Origin of the sequence: Maricaulis sp., from assembly GCF_017643475.1 — a bacterium.
Classification (GTDB): domain Bacteria; phylum Pseudomonadota; class Alphaproteobacteria; order Caulobacterales; family Maricaulaceae; genus Maricaulis.
Genome location: NZ_JAEPNI010000003.1, coordinates 129,370 through 149,296 on the forward strand (window position 1 = coordinate 129,370; position 19,927 = coordinate 149,296).

Here is a 19,927-nt window from a genome sequence, read left to right on the forward strand (position 1 = left end):
GTGTGGATGCGGACGCCAGGGGGACAAATGGGGCGTGAACTCGACGTCCTGCTGATTGGTCCAGCGGATCAAACGGGGGAACTTGCCAACGCGATGGAAAAACTCGCGATGCGCGTACGCATCGTGCGTTCCGACACACCCCAGTCCGCGACCAGCCGTGCCTTTGCGTGCGGCGTGATCTTCGCGGCGGATCCGGAAGAGTTTGATGCCCATCGCAAAGCGCTGGAAAGTTTTGCCCTTGGTGATCGCCCGATCATCGCGATCGGCCCGTCCTCGCTGGCCGAGATTGATGCGGTCGATGCCTGGGTGCCTGAACCGGCGCTACCGGCCCAGGTCGCTGCGCGAGCACGATCCCTCTTCCGCTTGCACTCGATGGAAGCCATTGCCAAGCGCCGCGCCAGTGTCAACGCACTTTATGGCGAAAGGCCCGAACTCGTCGCCCGGCCGGAAGCGCGCAGCTCCGTGCTATATGTCGGGGATGCCTCGCCTCGCTTCATGAGTCTCCAGCACATAATGGAAGCTGACAATGTCGAGGTGGTCGCCGCCTTCTCCTCCTATTCGGCCTTTGACTATCTGCACGAGCGCAGCTTTGACGCCGTGGTTCTCAATGCCAACGACAAGGCGGATGCGGCGTTCACAATCAGCTCGGCCATGCGCCGCAATGCCCGCCTCTATCACACACCGGTTCTCTTGCTGACACGAGACACCAATCACGAAACGGCCGACGAGGCGTTTGCCCGCGGCGTGTCCGATATCATCAGTGCTCAGACATCGGATCAAGAGATGCGCGACCGCATCCTGACGCTGACCGCGGAACGTCGGCGCAGGCGCGACGCCAAGGCGGCACTGGAAGCATGCCGTGAACCGCGCACGCTGGATATCGATACCGGCCTTTTCCACGCCGGTTTTCTGACCTCGCACCTGCAGGACATGATCAATGATCATGATCGCGGTGAAGTCAGTTTCAGCGCCCTGATCCTGAACACAGACCTGCCCGAGGGAATCGAACGCCCGGATGATCTCTCTGCTGAAAAAGCCCGCCGTCAGTTCGCCGCCATGTTGCGCCACCTCCTGCGCAGCGAGGATGCAGCCTGCCGGGTGAATGCCGATACTTTCCTGGCCTTGCTGCCGTTTACCGAAGAAGAAGGTGTCTCCGCTGTCGCGGCTCGGGTCTCTGCCATCGCTGAATGCACGGCATTCGAGAGCGAGGACCCCTTGCACCCCTTCAGGCTGCACGTGCGCTCGGAGTGCATCATGCCTCGCCCGGCCGAGACCGCTGAAGGCATGATCGAACGCGGTATTCGCCAGCTGCAATCCCGTAATGCCTTTGCCGCTCGGGCCTAGCCCGCTTCACGCGCCCGGTCAGCGATCTCAGCCAGAGGCGTCATCGATTTTTCGATCGCCCGCAACCGATCTTCCGGCTCATCCCAGCCTGCGCGCAGCACAAGCTTGTGATCCGGGCGTGCCTTGAACAGCCCCGGATTGGCACTGATGTGGGCGATGAGAGATGGCGGGTCGATGAAACGGTCCTTGCGGAAATGAATGACGGCACCCTTGGGACCGGCATCCACTTTTTCCACGCCTGCGCGCTTGCAGAGCATTTTCACGGCGACCACCCGCATCAATGTTTCGACTTCCTTGGGAAGCGGTCCGAAACGGTCGATCAGCTCCGCGGCGAACCCTTCGCGTGCGGCCTTGTCCTCCAGCGAAGACAGGCGGCGATAGAGCTGCAGGCGCACATCCAGATCCGGGATATAGTCTTCCGGGATAAGCACCGCACCGCCGGCATTGATCTGCGGTGACCATTCACCGTCATCCTCATCCTGTCCCTCACCGCGCAGTGAAGCAACGGCCTCCTCGAGCATGGACTGATAAAGCTCGACGCCCACATCCTTGATATGACCGGACTGTTCCTCGCCCAGAAGATTGCCGCCACCTCGCAAATCGAGATCGTGCGACGCCAGGCTGAATCCGGCACCAAGTGAATCGAGGGATTGCAGGACCTTGAGACGCCGTTCCGCGCCATCGGTCAGCTTGCGATTGGCGGATGTTGTGAAATAGGCGTAGGCACGTGTCTTGGAGCGACCGACCCGGCCCCGCAGCTGGTAGAGCTGGGCCAGGCCAAACCGATCCGCACGGTGAATGACAAGCGTGTTGGCGGTCGGGATATCAATTCCTGATTCAACAATCGTCGTGGAAAGCAGGACGTCATACCGGCCCTCATAAAAGGCCGTCATGATGTCTTCCAGCTGACCGGCGGCCATCTGACCATGCGCAATCACGAAGGACACTTCCGGCACACTCTCGCGCATGAAGCTGGCGATATCATCCAGGTCGGAAATTCGCGGCACAACAAAGAAAGCCTGTCCGCCGCGATACTTCTCCCGTAGCAGGGCCTCGCGCACAGTGACAGAATCGAACGGCGTCACATAGGTGCGCACGGCCAGTCGGTCGACCGGCGGCGTGGCGATGATGGATAGGTCCCGGATCCCGGTCAGGGCCAGCTGCAGCGTTCGCGGGATCGGTGTCGCGGTCAGCGTCATGACATGCACATCTGCTCGCAGTGCCTTGAGCGTTTCCTTGTGCTTGACGCCGAAATTCTGTTCCTCGTCTACCACCAGCAGGCCCAGATCATTGAACTTGACTGTCTTGGCGAGCAGAGCGTGCGTGCCGATGACGATCTCGACCTTGCCGTCGCGCAATTCTTCCCGGGTCGCCTTGGCTTCCTTTGCCCCCACCAGGCGTGACAATTGCCGAACCTTCACCGGCCAGCCACGGAATCGTTCCGAGAACGTCTTGAAATGCTGGCGCGCCAGCAAGGTGGTTGGAGCCACCACAGCAACCTGCTGCCCGCTCATCGCCACCACAAAGGCCGCCCGCAACGCCACTTCGGTCTTGCCGAACCCAACATCACCGCAGATCAGGCGGTCCATCGGGCGCCCCTTGGTCAGGTCGCCCAGCACATCGTCCAGCGCGTTGAGCTGGTCATCTGTCTCCGCGTAGGGAAAGGCCGAGCAGAATTCGTCATACATGCCACCGGAACCGTCAATGACCGTCGCCTTGCGTGACAGCCGCTGGGCAGCGATCTTGATCAGTTCATCCGCCATGTCGCGCAGACGTTTCTTGGCCTTGGCCTTGCGCGCCTGCCAGGCGACGCCACCCAGCTTGTCGAGCTGGGCATTTTCGGCCTCTGCGCCATAACGCGAAAGCAGCTCAATATTCTCGACCGGCAGATAGAGCTTTGATCCGCCGGCATATTCCAACTCTATACAGTCGTGCGGAGCATCCTGGACCGGTAGTGTTTTCAAGCCGATGAAACGCGAAAGGCCGTGATCGGCATGGATCACCAGATCTCCAGGTGCGAGGCTGCCCGCCTCCACGATAACATCAGCGGTTTTCTTGCGTTTGCGCGGACGGGCGAGGCGGTCGCCGAGGATGTCCTGCTCGGAAATGACCACCAGGCTCTCGGTTTCGAACCCTCGTTCAATCGGCAGAACAACCCGACCGATTTTCGGTCCGGACGATGCATCCTGCCAGTTGTCGGACAGCTTGATATTCTTGAGCCCGTGATCACCGAGCACACTGGCCATACGCTCGGACGCACCAAGGCTCCAGGAGGCGAGAAGGACCTGTTTTCCGGTCTTGTTGAGCTCGAGAACATGTTTCGCGGTGGCATCGAACACATTGGTGTTTTCCGCTGCACGCTCCGCAGCGAAAACCCGCCCCTGCTTGCCCCCGGCATCAACCGTATTGGCGCCCGGCTCCACAAAACTGGTGAAGTTGCGCACGGCCCGGTCTGCCAGGGCTGCGTCCCAGTCTGCCCGGGTGAGATAAAGCGCATCGGGTTCCAGCGCGCGATAGGTCGAGGCGGACAGGCTGGAACTGTGGGACGCATCCGCCGCCAGCTGGCGAGCATCGAAATAGTCCTTTACCTGCTCGACACGCTCATCGAAGGCTTCATGCGCCAGCGCATCCACGCCGACGAGTGTGTTCTCAGGCAGATAAGAAAAAGCCGTGACCACTTCGGGATAAAAAAGCGGCAACCAGTGTTCGACACCGGCAGGGCGCGCGCCTTCGCTCACGGCCTGATAAACCGGGTCATCCCGCTGAACTGCACCGAAACTTTTCACGAAACCACCGCGGTAGAGCGAGATGGACGTCTCGTCGATGATGACTTCGCTGACCGGCGTGAACTCGATGGCGTTCAACTGTTTCTGTGAGCGCTGGGTTTCCGGATCAAAGGTGCGGATGCTCTCCAGGCTGTCCCCGAAAAAGTCGAGACGGACCGGCTCCTCACTGTCTGGCGGGAAGACATCGATCACACCACCGCGCACAGCAAAATCACCTGGCTCCATCACCGTGGCGGCTCTTGCGTATCCGTTGGAGGTGAAATGATGCAGAAGCGCGTCATTATCCACGCTCTGACCCGGCTTCAGCTGGATGCGGGACCCGGCCAGCACGGTTTTCGGCGGACACCGCTGGGCCATCGCGTTGATGGTGGTGACGACCAGCAGGCTTTCCTTGCCATCATGATTGGCCAGGCTTGCCAGGGCAGCAGCACGGCGGGCCGCGAGCCGCGGTGACGGCGAGATCCGGTCATAGGGCTGGCAATCCCAGGCTGGCAGGCGCAGCATTTCCAGATCGGGAGCAAAGAACTCAAGCGCCGTCGCAAACGCCGCCGCCCGCGAATCGTCACGGGCAATGAAGACATTCAAACCGCCGCGCAGACGCGCTGCGTCGGCAAAAACCAGCGCATCGAGGCCTTCCGGCGCGCCACAGACACGCGCCGTTCCGCTCGCCCGGGCGATCAGATCAAGATCCGTCATATTCGTCTCTTAGATGCGCGGCCCGTCGCCGTATTGCGCATCATCTTCTACTTTGAAGGCCTGCAGGGCGGTCATGACAGAGTTGCGAAACGCCTCCGGCACCGGTTCACGACCAATGATCCAGCCATAGATGTCCTGATCCTCCTGCTCGAGCAATTGCTCAAACAGGACAACCTCATCATCCCTCATCGTGTCCAGATTGGCGTCAGCGTATCGTCCCAGGATCAAGTCGGCTTCCTTGAAGCCACGTCGCCAGGCGCGGATACGCAGTTTCTTGCGCTTGATGTCAGTGCTTTCGGTCATGGCGTGCATATAGTGCGGCTCGAGCCTCTCGTCGACCACTGGTCTGTGTGAAATCAAGCGCTACACTCGCGATCAATGCGCCCAGAGATTCTCTTTCCGCTCTTCCAGGACCTAACCGCCCTGCCCGGTATCGGCCCGCGGCTGGCGGCACTGCTTGGCAAGGTCTCGGGCCCGCGTGTCAAGGACGTGCTGTTTCTCAAACCATCCAGCTTGATTGACCGACGTTACAAGACCAGCGTTGCAGACGCGCCGGAAGACCAGATCATCACGCTCCAGGCCACCGTCGAAACGCATATTCCCGGGCGTCGCAAGGGCCAGCCCTACAAGGTTCGCATGTACGACCAGACCGGTTTCCTGCACCTGGTCTTCTTCCATGCGCGCGGCGACTACCTCAAGAAACTGCTGCCCGAGGGGGAAACTCGGATCGTATCGGGCAAGATCGAGCGTTTTGGATCAGAGATCCAGATGGTTCACCCCGACCTGGTGATCACAGAGGAAGAGGCGGAAACCACGCCACTACTGGAAACTGTCTATCCACTGACAGCTGGCCTTACGGCCAAAACGGTTCGCAAGGCCGTGGACGGGGCACTGACGCTCCTGCCGGGCTTTCCGGAATGGTGCGATACCGGTCTGAAACAGAAATATAACTGGCCGGACTTCACGGACGCCTTGCGCGGCCTGCATCGGCCGGAAGACGCGGAAGGCCTCTCGCCGGACACGCCGGAGCGCTCACGCCTGGCTTTTGACGAACTCACGGCGCGACAACTGGCCTTGCAGCTGGTCAGGGCCCAGCGCAAACGTGTTGCCGGACGGGAAATGAAGGTGGACGGCCGTTACGTAGCGACCATGCTTGAGCACGCGCCCTTCAAGCCCACCGGGGCCCAGGAACGCGCCCATTGCGATATCCGCGGCGATCTGGAACAGCCCGAGCGCATGACACGCCTACTGCACGGCGATGTTGGAGCGGGCAAGACGTTCGTGGCCGCCATGGCGGCCGCACATGTCGCTGAAGCCGGCGCCCAGTCCGCCATCATGGCACCTACCGAAATTCTCGCGCGCCAGCACCACAAGACCATCGCCGCATTGCTGGAACCGGTCGGCATCGAGGTCATCACCCTGACGGGACGGGACAAGGGCAAGTCTCGAAAGGCCCTGCTGGAGAAGATCGCATCGGGAGACGCCATGGTCGTGTGCGGAACACATGCCCTCTTCCAGGATGATGTCTCGTTCAGCGACCTGGGCCTCGTGGTTATAGACGAGCAGCACAGGTTTGGTGTGTCAGATCGTATGCGCCTGGCGTCCAAGGGATATCGCCCCGAAACGCTGGCCATGACGGCCACCCCCATACCCCGCACGCTGGCCCTGGCGGTCTATGGTGACATGGATGTGTCCAAGCTCGATGAAAAACCCGCCGGCCGGAAACCGCCAACAACCCGCCTAGTATCGATGGACCGTGTTGGCGAGATGGTTGAAGGCGTGCGCCGTGCTGTGGCGAAGGGCGAGCGGGTCTACTGGGTCTGCCCGCTGGTCGAGGAAAGCGAGGTGTCGGAACTATCAGCAGCAGAGGATCGCTGGCGACATCTGCGCGCGGCACTCGGCGATGACCGGATCGGGCTTTTGCACGGGCGTATGAAGGCGGAAGAGAAGGAGCGCATCGCTGCCAGCTTCCGGGCCGGCGAAATCGATATCCTTGTGGCTACAACGGTCATTGAGGTTGGTGTTGATGCACCGGACGCGACCATCATGATCATCGAACATGCCGAACGCTTCGGGCTGGCCCAGTTGCACCAGCTGCGCGGGCGTGTCGGCCGGGGTGACCGGGAATCATCCTGCATGCTGCTCTACAAGGGGCCGCTGGGCGAAACGGCGCGCGCCCGGCTGGAGATGATGCGCGAGACGGATGATGGCTTTGCCATTGCCGAGGAGGACTGGCGCCTTCGTGGTGCCGGCGATCCGCTCGGCCTGCGCCAGAGCGGCCTGCCCGATTATCGCCTGGCCGATATCGAGGCGCATGCGGACCTGATCCCAGTGGCCAATGACTATGCGCGGCTCATCGTGGAGAGCAATCCACAGCTGGAGGGTGAAAAAGGCGAAGCCCTGCGGACGCTGCTCTACCTCTTTGAACAGGATACCGGTATCCGCCTTCTCAAGTCTGGCTAGGCTTGACCTCGTCCGGCAGGCTCTCCTGAACGTCGCTGGGCAATTTGTCCGGCGTGACCATGCCAAAAGAGATTATCAGCTTCGCCGCCTCCTCAACCGACATGTCAACCGGGATGGTGTTGGCCCGTGAGGTGTAGAGCAGAAAACCAGAAGTCGGATTGGGTGTCGTGGGTACAAAGAGGCCGATCACGTCATCGGCGATCTTTTCCTTCAGGGTGGAGTTACCCTCCGCGGAAACAAATGCGACAACATAGAGCCCCTTCATCGGGTATTCGGTCAACACGACTTCCTTGAAGGAATTCTGCTTACCGGAAAACACGGTCTCAACGATCTGTTTCAGAGCACCATAGACATTGCGGACAAGGGGCACGCTTTCAAGCAGGCGTTCGCCGACCTGGATGATGGAACGACCGAAGATATTTGCTGCCAATGCACCCAGTGCTGTCAGCAGGACCACTGCAATAGCAACACCCAGTCCCGGAATGGTAAAATCACCGGGCAGATAGGTTTCCGGATTATAGCGGGCCGGAATCATGGGTTTCACAACCCGATCCACATAACCGACAAAGGAAATGATCAGCAGTGCCGTCACACCCAGCGGCGTGGCGATGACGATTCCCGTCAGAAAGCTGTTGCGTAACCAGCGTAACATTCATTGAAATCCCGAGACACGCGATAACCGGGGGGTATTATCGAACTTTGCGAGCATAGGACATGTCGTCTCGCTCGCCAATCGGTTGCACATGCCGCGCGAGACCGCGATCATGGAGCGACTCGTTTCGGAGTGAGAGGTCGTGAGTTCATTTCGCATCGCCCGCTGGATTGTCGTGACAATCATCACCGCCACCGTACTCCTGACCGGAGCGGCGGCGTGGTTGCTGCGCGAACAAGTCTTCCAGACATTTCAAGACCCGGGTGAACCCTACCAGACCTATACACCTCCGCCAGCGCCGGTGTACGCCAGCGCGGAGGCCTGGTTCATCCGTGGAAGCTTCGAAGACAACTCGACGCCAGCGGTATTCTTCGTCCACCCCACCACTTATTCCGGCGGGGCCGATTGGAATGCCAAGCTGGACAAATATAGTGCCAATGCGGAAGTCGAACATGTCGTCATTCCCAACTATGCGGCTCCATTTGCCGATTCCGGCGAGCTATTTGTTCCGCGCTATCGGCAGGCCTCACTCTACACTTTCATGAACAATCGTGAGGACAGCGTTCTTGCCCGTGAATTTGCCTATCATGATGTTGAAGCCGCGTTCCGGCAATTCTTGCTCGACGTCGGTGAAGAGCGCCCGATCATCATTGCCGGTGTCGGCCAGGGTGGATTACATGCGCTGCGCGTCACGATGGACGTCATCGCTCAGGATGAGGCTCTGACGGCGAGACTTTCCGCGGCCTATGTCCTGGACGCGCCTGTCCCGCTGGATCTGTTCGAGGGCCCGCTTGCAAACATCCCCGCCTGCGATACGCCTGAGGATGTGCGGTGTATCTATTCCTTTTCCTATGCCGAGGAAGACGAGATACGCCGCTTACGTATACTCACTGAACGATCCATGAGCTGGACGCACCGCGGGGAGCTGGATTTCGTCGAGGAACGGCGACTTTTGTGCACGAATCCTCTGCTGGCGGCGCCCTCCAACCAGTATGCGTCGGCACGGATGCATCGCGGCGGTGCTTCGGCGACAGGGTTTTCGGCCGATGCCAATCCTGCGCCGCTACCCATGCAGACCGGAGCGCAATGTGCGGATGGCGTGTTGCTGATCGAACGTCCGGAATCGCGCCTGTTACGCAGACCCTCCCGCATCGCGGAGGATTTCCTCTACGCGCCGTTCAATCTATTCTACGAGGATCTGCGCCTGGATGCGGCGCGTCGCAGCATGATCGTGACAACGATTCTGGAAGAGGAGCGGCGCTGGGCACCGCCCCTTGAAGATCCGGAAGCTGTCGAGGAAGCTCCGGTTATCCCGATCCCCGACCGCCGCCGTTTCTAAGCCCGGCTCAATAGCCCTTGGTCAACTGATCATATTCAAGCAGTCGCGCGACCAGACCTTCAAACTCATTCAGCGGAACCATGTTCGGACCGTCTGACGGCGCATTGTCCGGATCAGGATGGGTTTCCATGAACACGGCGGCAACGCCGATCGAGACTGCGCCTCGCGCCAGATGCGGAACAAACTCGCGCTGGCCGCCAGACGACGTGCCCTGACCTCCCGGCTGCTGTACCGAGTGGGTCGCGTCGAACACGACCGGAGCACCGAACCCGGCCATGATCGGCAGGGACCGCATATCCGTCACCAGCGTATTGTAGCCGAAACTGGCACCACGCTCACAGGACATCACATTTGGATTGCCCGCGCTGGTAACCTTGGCGAGGACGTTTTTCATATCCCAAGGCGCCAGGAACTGGCCCTTCTTGATATTGATCGGCTTGCCCGTCTTGGCTGCTGCAAGCAGCAGATCCGTCTGGCGGCAAAGGAAGGCCGGGATTTGCAATACATCGACCGCCTCGGCGGCAATCTTACACTGCTCGGCGGTGTGAACGTCTGTCAGCACCGGCAAACCGCTTGTCTCGCGAATTTCCTGAAAAATCGGCAGAGCCGCTTCCAGGCCAACACCGCGCTGCGCGGAGGCGCTGGTCCGATTGGCCTTGTCAAAAGAGGTTTTGTAGATGATGCCAACATCCAGACGGTCGGCGATCTCGCGCAGCTGTGCGGACACCTCAAGGCCATGCTCACGGCTTTCCAGCTGGCACGGTCCTGCAATCATGACCAGGCGTTTGTCATTTGCGATCTCGATCGCATCCTGACCCGGACGCGGAACGCGAATCGTGGAATTCTGCTCGCTCATGTTGTTCTCCAGTCAACGTATAACGCCTTTGATACGCTCATGATCCAAGCCGGAAACATGAACGTACAAGCTAGTGTTCTTATCAACATTGGCGACAAACATGGCAACAGCTGAAGCCACACAACCGGCAATCGTCTGGTTCGGACGAGATCTGCGCCTCACCGATCACCCGGCACTGCATGCCGCCGTGCGTTCCGGTCGGCCACTGATCTGCATCTACATCAAGGAAGCCTTTCAGAGCGTAAGCCTGTCGCCCGGGGCAGCCAGCAATTGGTGGCTGCATCACTCACTGAAGGCCCACTCCAGGGAACTCGCCCGGCTCGGCGCGACACTGCACCTGTTGAGCGGCGAAGCCTCTGTCCTGCTCCCTCACCTCGTCCGGAAGTTCAATGTCGCGGAGCTGTTCTGGAACCAGACGGAAATTCCCTGGATTGATGAGCGTGACCGGCACCTGGCCCACCGATTGATCGAAATGGGCTGTCAGCCGAGGGTCTTCCGCTCGACGACACTGACCCAGCTGGACACCATCCGCAACAAGCAAGGAGATCCGTTCAGGGTCTTTTCGGCCTTTTGGCGGGCAGCGCAGCCGACACTCGGCCATGAACGTGCCCTGCCCGCTCCGGAGACATTGCGCGTCCATGACGAACAGCCTGAAGGCGAGGATTTGGACAGCTGGAATCTGTGCCCGGCCGAACCGAACTGGGCGGCCGGGTTCGGCGCTGCCTGGAAGCCCGGTGAGCGAAATGCCCTGGCACGCCTGGCTGAGTTTACGTCCGAGGACCTTGGCAGATATCCCGAAGAGCGCGATCGGCCTGATCTGGATACCACCTCTCGGCTTTCGCCTTGCCTGGCCCATGGCGAACTGTCAGCGCGCACAGTCTGGCAGGCCTGCCTCGAAGCCGAGGTGAATGGCGTATCCGCAAGAGCAATCGAAAAGTTCCAGGCGGAGCTCGGCTGGCGTGACTTCGCCTACTATCTCTTCTGGCATTTTGGGGATCTGCGTAACGAGAACTTCAACGCCAAATTCGACAATTTCCCCTGGCGGGAGGATTCGGCAGCATTCCGGTCCTGGACTCGAGGTGAAACGGGTTTCCCCATTGTCGATGCCGGCATGCGTCAACTCTGGCAAACCGGCTGGATGCATAATCGTGTCCGGATGATCACGGCATCCTTTCTCGTCAAGCACCTGGGCATCCACTGGCAGCAGGGCATGCGCTGGTTTGAGGACACGCTCGTCGATGCGGACACACTGGTGAACGCAGCATCATGGCAATGGGTTGCCGGATCAGGCGCCGATGCAGCTCCCTACTTCCGGATATTCAATCCTCTCGCCCAGGCAGAAAAATTCGACCCCAGGGGGACATATGTCCGACGTTATGTTCCGGAGCACGCGCAAGGCTTTGGTACCTACCCGGATGAGATTATTGATCTGAAGGAACGCCGCAACTGGGCGCTTGAGGCGTTTAAATCACTGCCGTCCTAGCCGACCCGGACATAGCGAATTCGCTGGCCACGAGCCTCAAATTCACATCCCACCCAGTTGCCGTCAGCATCGTACCAGAGATCAACTGTCAGCGTGCCTGTCATGCGAATGCGCTCTGCCTGAACACTTCCGGCTGAAGTGGGAAACGCTTCCAGACCCAGCGACACGATTTCAACCGGCATGGCCTCACCGGTTTCAGTATTCAGGATGGCCACTGTCGCAGGATCATAGCGTGTCCAATGGCTGGACGGCGGCAACTCGGCTAGCGGCACACCATCTGTGTCATTCAGAGCGGCTTGCCAGCGGCTCCATTCTCCATCGCTGAATGTGGCGGCCTGGATGGCGATGAGCTGACCGTCTCGCCAATACTCCGTCGCGTCGTGCTGGTAACGAAACACCGGGATGGGTCCGAGGCGAACCGCCAGATCGATATCAACATCGACTCGCAAATCACCGGCCTCTGTCCTTGAAAACGCAACCGCGTGTTCACCCATGCGTGAATTGTTGCGGTAGACCTCGAAACGAATATCTGCAGGTGTTTCAGCCTCCGCGGACGACAGGCCGACGGCAGCAGCTATGACGGGTATCTGGCTAAGAATGCTCATACCTAGATTACGCAGTTCCTGCCTATTTGGATCACGTTGAAAACACCTATATGCAGACTTCATCCAGGGAGATTTTGATGACCGCGACCTCCGTTATTGACCTGATCGGCAACACGCCGCTTTTGCGCCTGAACAAGGCGTCCGAAGCGACCGGCTGTACCATTCTCGGCAAGGCCGAATTCCTAAATCCGGGCGGTTCGATCAAGGATCGCGCAGCGCTGGGGATTATACGCGCCGCCGAAAAGTCCGGAGCCCTCAAACCCGGCGGGACAATTGTGGAAGGCACCGCCGGTAATACCGGCATCGGCCTTGCCATGGTGGGCGCCGCGCTGGGTTACAGGGTCGTGATCGTCTTCCCGCGCACCCAGTCCAAGGAAAAGAAGGACGCGATCCGCCTGCTCGGGGCCGAGCTGATCGAAGTCGATGCGGTGCCCTATTCCAATCCTGCTCACTATGCGCGTTATTCCGGTCAGCTGGCGCAAGAGCTCAATGAAAGCGAACCCAATGGCGCCATCTGGGCCAATCAGTTCGACAATCAGGCCAATCGTGATTTTCATGCAGAAACGACGGCACAGGAAATCTGGGATCAGACCGACGGCGAGCTGGACGGCTTTATCTGCGCGGTCGGGTCGGGCGGCACGCTGGGCGGTGTTTCGCGCGGACTGAAAGCGCTGAACAAGAACATCCGGATCGGTATCGCTGACCCGGGCGGGGCCGCACTCTACGGCTATTACGCCAACGGCGAACTCGCGGCGGATGGAACTTCGATTACCGAAGGCATCGGCCAGAGCCGCATTACAGCCAATCTGGAAGATGTGGCCGTCGACCATGCCTACCGGATTTCCGACCATGAGGCGCTCCCGATCCTCTTCGATCTGGTTCAGGAAGAAGGTCTGTGCCTTGGAGGTTCTGCTGGCGTAAATATCGCCGGAGCGATGCGACTGGCCCGCGATCTCGGGCCGGGCCATACCATCGTGACCATCTTGTGCGATCATGGATCGCGGTATCAGTCGAAACTCTTCAACCCCGATTTCCTGCGTGAAAAAGAGCTGCCGGTCCCGTCATGGCTGAGCTGACGCTTCCCAACCTCGTCTCCGCTGAGGCCGCGCTCGCTTTTTACGGCGAGGACAACACGCTGTTCCTGGACGCAACCTGGACCTATCCCGGTGGCCCGCAGCCACTTACGGACCAGGTCGTCGAAGGCGCGATCGGCTTCGATATCGACAAGATCGCAGACGCTCATTCCAGCCTCCCTCACACCCTGCCGACAGCCGGAGATTTCGGACATCTGGTTGGCGCCCTTGGAATCTCCACCAACACCCGCCTCGTGGTTTATGACAGGATGGGCGTTTTCACGGCTCCGCGTGTGTGGTGGATGTTCAAGACTATGGGGCACGCGAATATTACAGTCCTCAATGGCGGTATGTCGGCCTGGATGACCGCGGGTGGACCGAGCGCTGACGCGCTGGCACGGCCTGCGGGGCCCGCCAATTACCAGGCGCAGCTGGACGATAGGCGGATCGCTTCCATTAAAGCCATGAAATCGGCCGTCGACGCGCGTGATCACAGAATACTCGATGCCCGCAGCCCGCAACGCTTCTCCGGGTCCGGTGCGGAGCCCCGCCCCGGCATGCGTCCCGGCCATATGCCCGGCGCCACCAACTTTTTTTTCGGCGAACTGATGGATGAAACCGGCGCCCTTGATGTGAACAAGCTCCCGCCCAGTTTCCTTGCCGGCGACAGCAAGCCGGTCATTACCACATGTGGTTCCGGTGTCACGGCGTGTATCCTGACGCTTGCTCTTGAGGAAAAGGGCGTGCATTCACGGGTTTATGACGGGTCGTGGTCGCAATGGGGCAGCCGCGATGACCTTCCTGTCGAAACCGGCACCGGAGCTTGACCATGAAAGACGCCACGCGCCTGACCCGCATCGGTCGGCCTGCCCATGAAACAGGTCTGGTCAATCCGGCCATCGAACGCGGCTCCACCGTTCTTGCGCCAAGCGCTGGCGAACTCTATGACGCCCCGCCCGGACGGCCGCATTATGGCCGGGTCGGTCTGGCCGCGCAGCAGGCTTTGCGTGAAGCGATTCAGGATCTGCAGGGTGGCAGCTTCTGTGCCCTGACCAGCTCAGGCCTCCAGGCCAACATCCTCTCCATCCTGACCGTGGTCGAGGCCGGCGGAACCGTGCTGGCAGCAGACAATATCTACGGCCCCGTGCGCAGCTTCCTTCGGAATATCGCGCCGAGATATGGAATTCAGACCCGCTTCGTAGCACCTGATATCACTGACGAAATAGGCGATCACTTGGATGGTGACGTCCAGGCGATTTTGTTGGAAAGCCCGGGTTCGCTGACCATGGAATTGCAAGACCTGGAAGCGATTGCCCGTATCGCCCAGGACAAGGGCGTCACCACGATCATCGACGACACCTGGAGCGCCGGCCTCACGCTCAAGCCGCTTGAAATCGGTATCGATCTGGCTGCGCAGGCCCTCACAAAATACGTCGCCGGGCATTCCGACGTAATGCTGGGGGCTGTCGTGGCCCGCACCGAGGCAGTTGGCCAACGACTGCAAACCACTGAACGGGGCATGGGTTTTTACGCTGCGCCGGATGACGCCTACCTGGCGGTTCGAGGGCTGCGCACGCTCGAACTTCGGATGCAGCGCAGCGCGACCAGCTCGCTTGACATAGCAGACTGGTTATCCGCGCGCGCCGAAGTCGGTGCCATCCGTCATCCCGCCCGCAGCGATCATCCCCAACACCATCTCTTCAGGCGGGACTTCACCGGAAGCGCTGGGCTGTTTTCTTTCGAGCTTCCAGGCTGGAGCGTGGCTGACAGTGAGATATTCCTCGATGCGATGGAAATTTTCGGGATCGGATATTCCTGGGGCGGTTTTGAGAGTCTCGCCATCCATTGCGATCCGCAGATCCGTCGCTCAGCCACCGAGGCCAGACATGACGGCGCATTGATCCGCCTGGCCATTGGTATGGAGGCCCCGGAGGATCTGATCATGGATCTTGAAAAGGGATTTGCCGCGGTTGCAGCGCACAGCTGAGTGGCGCCCCCGGCAGGACTCGAACCTGCAACCATCCGCTTAGAAGGCGGGCGCTCTATCCGGTTGAGCTACGGAGGCACATTCAGGGACTAGTGAGACCAGGGCTGTTTGCGGTCCGCGGAGAAATTCTCCGCATAGGACTTCACATAGCGCTTGGCCTGCTGTGGCTCGCTGACCTGGAAGGGAATGCCCTGGCGCTTGGCATAGGCAATCGCGTCATCCTTGTTGTCGAACTTGAGACGGACCTGGGTCTTGGTGTCTTTCGTCGAGGTCCACCCCATCAGCGGATCGGGTCTGCGCGCCATGGACGGCGTGAATTCGAGAAGCCATGTATTGAGTTTGCCGCGACCGGATTGCATTGCATTCTTGGTCGGACGGTAGATCTTCGCAAACATTCAGCTCTCCCCTCGGACGGGTTCCGACAATGGTCGGGGCGGCAAGATTCGAACTTGCGACCCCCTGGTCCCAAACCAGGTGCGCTACCAGACTGCGCTACGCCCCGTTATTGCCCTTATGTAAGCGGTCGGCTCTTAAGGCAAGCCTACTGAGTGTCAGAAACCGTTTCCTCTGCAGTCTCGGTTTCGGCAGCCTCGTCAACAGCTTCTTCAGCGATCGTTTCAGTGTTGTCGAAGAAGCGGTGTCGAACGATGTCGCCCGGACGGATTTCCAGATCAACCGTGCGACCGGCTGCCAGTTCGAGCACGCCTGCGACATCCGTGTCAGCACTCAGACTGCGGCGCGATTGCGGCTGGGCATAGGCGATGATCTTCTCGATCACGCCATCTTCGTCAACGTAGACGATATCCAGGGCAATGAGTGTGTTTTCCATCCACATGGACGCCGGACGAACCGGATCATAGCGGAACAGCATGCCTGCGCCCGGATCCAGCGTCTCTCGCCACATCAGGCCACGCTGCATCTGTTCCGGCGTTTCGGCCAGTTCGACCACAAATTCGTGCTCGTTTTCAGCAGTGGCGATGATGACGCTCTCAGGGCCGCCAAATTCTATGACGGTGTCCTGGGCGGACGGATCAACCTGTGCGGCAGCAGCGCCAGCAAAGGCCGAGACAAGAAGGGATGAGATCAGAATGCGCATGGTCGGCACGCTATCCGGGCTTACCGGCCAACGCAATCATTCGATGCGCGCAATTCACCGCGCATTGCAGCAAAAGATCAGGCGTGTGCCACGTTTTTGATTTCCGCCGCCAAAGCGCCCTTCGGCCCTTCTACGCAACGGACCTGCAGACTCTCACCCGGCTGGACCTCGTCTAGACCTGCCCGTCGCAGCGTCGCCGCGTGCAGGAAGACATCCCCCTCAACCTCGTCACAGGTGACGAAGCCATATCCACGCAGCGCATCAAACCATTTGACTACAGCATTGCAGAAAGGAGCTGAGGACGCGGTGCCGGGATGAAAACGTCGTGGACGAACCGGAGCTTCGGCGTCGCCTCCCGTCATTTCGACAATCTCGATCGCCTGGCGCCCTTTGGCACCCTTGACCGCTTTGCAAACAATTGTCGCATTGGGAAGAGCCGGACCTTGTCCGTATCGTCGGAGACAACTCGCATGGAGCAGGATATCGCCCTGCCCGTCTACCGCATCAATGAAACCATAACCGCGCGCCGGATCATACCATTTCACGCGACCCTCGAGACGAAGCACTTCCGCGTCGTCGAAAACTTCATGAGCTAGAACCATAACTTTTTGCTCGCTTAGACAACCCTCGAGCGAATAGTTCTACACAATTTCAAATGTTAAGAGAAGGTGAATCACCCATTCTGTTGCATTTTGCATCCGCTACATATAGAGACTGAGAGCCATTCTCAGCACCATTAACACAATATGTGGTGAGTGAGCACTGTTCACCCCCCTATAAGGTGCGAGTTGCATGAACTTTCGGTCATCTGCTTTTTTCTCCTCTCAGGCGAGTGATTTCTGTGGAAAAGTCACACCGTGGGGAGGCGCGTTCGTTAATTTTCACCTTTTCGGCGAGTGTAGAACGCAAATTTTGCACCTGCGAGGGTATGTAATCCAGGCGATTGTATCGCTAACGCGAATCGAAGCTTGCAGAAGAATCGCTCTCTATTCGCTTCAGAGGTTATTTCTCAGCCTGTCTGCTTCAATCAGTCGAACCTGTGCTTCGGTGGATCGGTAAATTCCACTATTGGAGCCGTGTTCTGAACACTCCACCGACTCAACCCAGCATCGACCTTTGGTCAAGGTCTGCACGATCTCATTGGCCTTGTGGAAGGTCATTTCTGCGACGCGCTCACAACTCGTGCCCTCAACCACCCGAACTCTCGCAATGCCGCGTTCGCCCAGCGCGACCAGCGCTTCGCGTTCCGGATCATCCTTTGCGACCAGAAGCGTGTGATCGAACATTTCATGCAGCCAGTCGCGGATCTGCCCGAAACCACCCTTCCCGAAATCCAGCACCCAGCCCCGCTTGTCCAGCTGCTCTGCAGCGAACACGAAATGGAAGCCGAATGAATAGCCGTGCAGCAAGTGACAATCGCTCTCCGCAGCCCACTGCCGGGACGTGCAGGACAGCCCGCGTTCATTGCCGTAGGTCTTGGTCGAAAGATGCGCCATGGTCGTGATCCGATTGCAAAGCCCTCACCCTGTGGGTTCAACACAGGGGCAGGTCTGAATATCAGGCATGGAGGGGTAAAATCCACATCGTTGGCACTCCCTAGGGGAATCGAACCCCTCTTTCCAGGTTGAAAACCTGGCGTCCTAACCGATAGACGAAGGGAGCGCAGCGATGTGAGAGCGGTCGTATAAAAAAGCTTGGACCGGGTTGCAAGCACCTTCTGCTGAAAAACCTCAGCTTAATGCAGCAGCCATGTCCTCGACCTGCAGCTGGACCGTTTTGCGGCCCTGCCATTCATTTATCTTAACACGGCCCAGCACGTGCCAAAACCCGTCTCCTGCCGCCAGAAGTGTCTCTCCCAGGGGATTGTCTGCGCAACGAAAGCATATGGCCTGCACCTGGGTACCGTCCGCCGCCGTGAAGCTGGCGCGCACATGATCCGTGCCCACACGCTTGGCGAAGGAGACACGCAGCTCCGGAACGACAACCCGCGGCTCCGGATTGCCCTGCCCGAAGGGAGCCAGGCTGGCAATATGTTCGACAAGGTCCAGCGAGACGCCACTGGCAGAGACCAGTGTGTCCACCCTCAGCCTGCGTGCCTCGTGCGCCTGCGCCAGCTCGGGGGCAAGGCGGTCGTCGAGGAAACTCACCAGCGCGTTGATCGCATCAGCTTCCACACTCAAACCACCGGCCATGGCGTGACCACCGCCTGCCAGCAACAGGCCGGCCTCGCGCGCTGCTGCAATGGCACCGCCCAGATTGACCCCCTCTACAGATCGCCCAGACCCCTTGCCAAGGGCTGGCGAGCTGGAGCGATCAATGCCTATAACGATCGCAGGCTTGTCGAAACGCTCCTTGATGCGCCCCGCAACCACCCCAATCACGCCAGGGTGCCAGCCATCCCCGGCCGCAACTAGAATCGAGCGGGCAGCCGCCTGCCCTTGGACCTGGGCCATGGCTTCGTCGAGCACACGCGATTCGATTTCCCTGCGCTCTCGATTGAACCGGTCGAGTTCAGCGGCGATACCGGCGAGGTCATCTTCATCTGTGCCGGAAAGCAGCCGAGTGCCCAGCTGTGACTGTCCGACCCGACCACCGGCATTGATCCGCGGCCCGAGAACAAAACCCGCATGATAGGTACTGGCCTCGCCTTCGACGGAGGCGATATCCGCAAGCGCTTTCAGGCCCGGGCGCTTCCATCCACTCATCACCTTGAGCCCCTGCGCGACCAGGGCACGATTGATGCCATGCAAGGGCACCACATCACATATCGTGCCCAGTGCCGCCAGATCCAGGAAGGAGAGAACATCGGGCTCGTCCCGCCCCTCGAATGCCCCGCGTCGACGTCCCTCGCGGTTCAGGGCGGCGAGCAGGACAAAACACACACCTGCTGCAGCCAGGTGGCCACAGCCAGACGTGTCATCGGGCCGGTTCGGGTTGATGAGTGCATCGGCGGGCGGGAAACGCTCATCCATCAAATGGTGATCCACCACGATCACCGACAGGCCCATGGCGGCAGCCGCTTCGAGCGGCGCATGTGCAGCGGCACCACAGTCGACCGTGATAACAAGCTCTACGCCCTGATCCTGCAAGCGCTGGAAGGCCTCGGTGTTGGGGCCATATCCCTCGTCGACACGGTCTGGAACGTAAAAGCTCCACGCCTGGTCCACGGCGCGAGCCCAGCCAAGTAATTGCGAGGCAGAAGTCGCCCCGTCCACATCATAGTCAGCGAACACCGCAACCCGGGTCCCGCTCTCAATAGCGTCCCAAATCAGCGCCGCGGCCTCATCCATGTCCCTGAAGGAGCTTGGGTCGGGAAAACTGTCTTTCAGTCGGGGATTGAGATAGCCGGCAACATCGCTCGCCTCATGCCCCCTGCCCGCCAGGATGCGCGCCAGCAACTCCGGTAGGCGGTGCTGGCGCACGATCGTGCTGACTGTCTCGTCACTGGCATTGTACCCATACCAAGACTTGCCGAGCACGGACCGCTCGACACCCAGGACGGCACCGCCAGAATGAGAGGTTTCGTCCCGGTGCGTCTTTTCCATGC

17 protein-coding genes and 3 tRNA genes are annotated in these 19,927 nt (G+C 59.7%); 7 read left to right on the forward strand and 13 right to left on the reverse strand.

Annotation, left to right across the window (positions count from 1 at the left end):
* The first annotated feature begins 27 nt into the window (after positions 1-27).
* A complete protein-coding gene (locus tag JJ889_RS12060) occupies positions 28-1,344 on the forward strand; it encodes a response regulator (protein ID WP_291895445.1) in 1,317 nt (438 codons plus the stop codon).
* On the opposite strand, the gene mfd is transcribed toward JJ889_RS12060, so the two are convergent.
* Together mfd and JJ889_RS12070 are read right to left on the reverse strand one after the other, a co-directional pair.
* Positions 1,341-4,826: a transcription-repair coupling factor gene (gene mfd, locus JJ889_RS12065; RefSeq protein WP_291895446.1), complete on the reverse strand. Its 3,486-nt coding sequence runs from the start codon at positions 4,824-4,826 to the stop codon at positions 1,341-1,343. The genes JJ889_RS12060 and mfd overlap by 4 nt on opposite strands.
* Before the next feature lie 9 nt (positions 4,827-4,835).
* Entirely contained in the window at positions 4,836-5,129 is a 294-nt protein-coding gene (locus JJ889_RS12070) for a succinate dehydrogenase assembly factor 2 (RefSeq protein ID WP_291895447.1), read from the reverse strand.
* A 75-nt stretch (positions 5,130-5,204) separates the two neighbouring features.
* Here JJ889_RS12070 and recG point away from each other — a divergent pair, with 75 nt between their 5' ends.
* A complete protein-coding gene (recG, locus tag JJ889_RS12075) occupies positions 5,205-7,289 on the forward strand; it encodes an ATP-dependent DNA helicase RecG (protein WP_291895448.1) in 2,085 nt (694 codons plus the stop codon).
* Here recG and JJ889_RS12080 read toward each other — a convergent pair.
* The gene (locus JJ889_RS12080) at positions 7,276-7,941 is read right to left on the reverse strand and encodes a DUF502 domain-containing protein (protein WP_291895449.1); all 666 of its coding nucleotides are present in this window, start codon (positions 7,939-7,941) and stop codon (positions 7,276-7,278) included. The genes recG and JJ889_RS12080 overlap by 14 nt on opposite strands.
* Positions 7,942-8,083: 142 nt before the next feature.
* Here JJ889_RS12080 and JJ889_RS12085 point away from each other — a divergent pair, with 142 nt between their 5' ends.
* The gene (locus JJ889_RS12085) at positions 8,084-9,280 is read left to right on the forward strand and encodes a DUF3089 domain-containing protein (RefSeq protein ID WP_291895451.1); all 1,197 of its coding nucleotides are present in this window, start codon (positions 8,084-8,086) and stop codon (positions 9,278-9,280) included.
* A 7-nt stretch (positions 9,281-9,287) separates the two neighbouring features.
* Here the strand turns inward: JJ889_RS12085 and kdsA are convergent, their stop codons facing one another.
* Positions 9,288-10,136: a 3-deoxy-8-phosphooctulonate synthase gene (gene kdsA / locus JJ889_RS12090; RefSeq protein ID WP_291895453.1), complete on the reverse strand. Its 849-nt coding sequence runs from the start codon at positions 10,134-10,136 to the stop codon at positions 9,288-9,290.
* A gap of 100 nt (positions 10,137-10,236) precedes the next feature.
* Between kdsA and JJ889_RS12095 the strand changes: the two genes are divergently transcribed.
* Complete coding sequence (locus JJ889_RS12095) at positions 10,237-11,619, forward strand: deoxyribodipyrimidine photo-lyase (RefSeq protein WP_291895456.1); 1,383 nt, start codon at positions 10,237-10,239, stop codon at positions 11,617-11,619.
* On the opposite strand, the gene JJ889_RS12100 is transcribed toward JJ889_RS12095, so the two are convergent.
* On the reverse strand, positions 11,616-12,224 hold the full coding sequence (locus tag JJ889_RS12100; RefSeq protein WP_291895458.1) for a DUF6134 family protein: 609 nt from the start codon (positions 12,222-12,224) through the stop codon (positions 11,616-11,618). The two genes, JJ889_RS12095 and JJ889_RS12100, sit on opposite strands and share 4 nt — an antisense overlap.
* A 77-nt stretch (positions 12,225-12,301) precedes the next feature.
* On the opposite strand from JJ889_RS12100, the gene JJ889_RS12105 reads away from it, so the two are divergent.
* The 3 genes from JJ889_RS12105 to metC are packed head-to-tail and all read left to right on the forward strand — an operon-like array spanning position 12,302 to position 15,284.
* On the forward strand, positions 12,302-13,300 hold the full coding sequence (locus JJ889_RS12105) for a cysteine synthase A (RefSeq protein WP_291895460.1): 999 nt from the start codon (positions 12,302-12,304) through the stop codon (positions 13,298-13,300).
* A complete protein-coding gene (locus tag JJ889_RS12110) occupies positions 13,288-14,124 on the forward strand; it encodes a sulfurtransferase (RefSeq protein ID WP_291895462.1) in 837 nt (278 codons plus the stop codon). The genes JJ889_RS12105 and JJ889_RS12110 overlap by 13 nt, the downstream gene beginning before the upstream one ends.
* A 2-nt stretch (positions 14,125-14,126) precedes the next feature.
* Positions 14,127-15,284 (forward strand): cystathionine beta-lyase, encoded by a 1,158-nt coding sequence (gene metC, locus JJ889_RS12115; protein ID WP_291895464.1) that lies wholly within the window; start codon positions 14,127-14,129, stop codon positions 15,282-15,284.
* A 1-nt stretch (position 15,285) separates the two neighbouring features.
* Here the strand turns inward: metC and JJ889_RS12120 are convergent.
* The 8 genes from JJ889_RS12120 to recJ all read right to left on the reverse strand — a co-directional run bounded on the left by JJ889_RS12120 (position 15,286) and on the right by recJ (position 19,925).
* Positions 15,286-15,362, reverse strand: a tRNA-Arg gene (locus JJ889_RS12120).
* A gap of 11 nt (positions 15,363-15,373) precedes the next feature.
* Positions 15,374-15,679, reverse strand: a complete 306-nt coding sequence (locus JJ889_RS12125; RefSeq protein WP_291895467.1) for an ETC complex I subunit — start codon at positions 15,677-15,679, stop codon at positions 15,374-15,376.
* A 30-nt stretch (positions 15,680-15,709) separates the two neighbouring features.
* Positions 15,710-15,786, reverse strand: a tRNA-Pro gene (locus tag JJ889_RS12130).
* 39 nt (positions 15,787-15,825) lie between these two features.
* Positions 15,826-16,380 carry a DUF192 domain-containing protein gene (locus JJ889_RS12135; protein ID WP_291895469.1) on the reverse strand — a complete coding sequence of 185 codons (555 nt, stop codon included), beginning with the start codon at positions 16,378-16,380 and terminating at the stop codon, positions 15,826-15,828.
* 77 nt (positions 16,381-16,457) lie between these two features.
* Positions 16,458-16,982, reverse strand: a complete 525-nt coding sequence (locus JJ889_RS12140; protein ID WP_291895471.1) for a cold-shock protein — start codon at positions 16,980-16,982, stop codon at positions 16,458-16,460.
* Between the two features lie 393 nt (positions 16,983-17,375).
* Positions 17,376-17,876, reverse strand: a complete 501-nt coding sequence (locus JJ889_RS12145) for a 6-carboxytetrahydropterin synthase (RefSeq protein ID WP_291895472.1) — start codon at positions 17,874-17,876, stop codon at positions 17,376-17,378.
* Between the two features lie 91 nt (positions 17,877-17,967).
* Positions 17,968-18,042, reverse strand: a tRNA-Glu gene (locus JJ889_RS12150).
* Between the two features lie 68 nt (positions 18,043-18,110).
* The gene (recJ, locus tag JJ889_RS12155) at positions 18,111-19,925 is read right to left on the reverse strand and encodes a single-stranded-DNA-specific exonuclease RecJ (RefSeq protein WP_291895473.1); all 1,815 of its coding nucleotides are present in this window, start codon (positions 19,923-19,925) and stop codon (positions 18,111-18,113) included.
* Positions 19,926-19,927 lie beyond the last annotated feature (2 nt).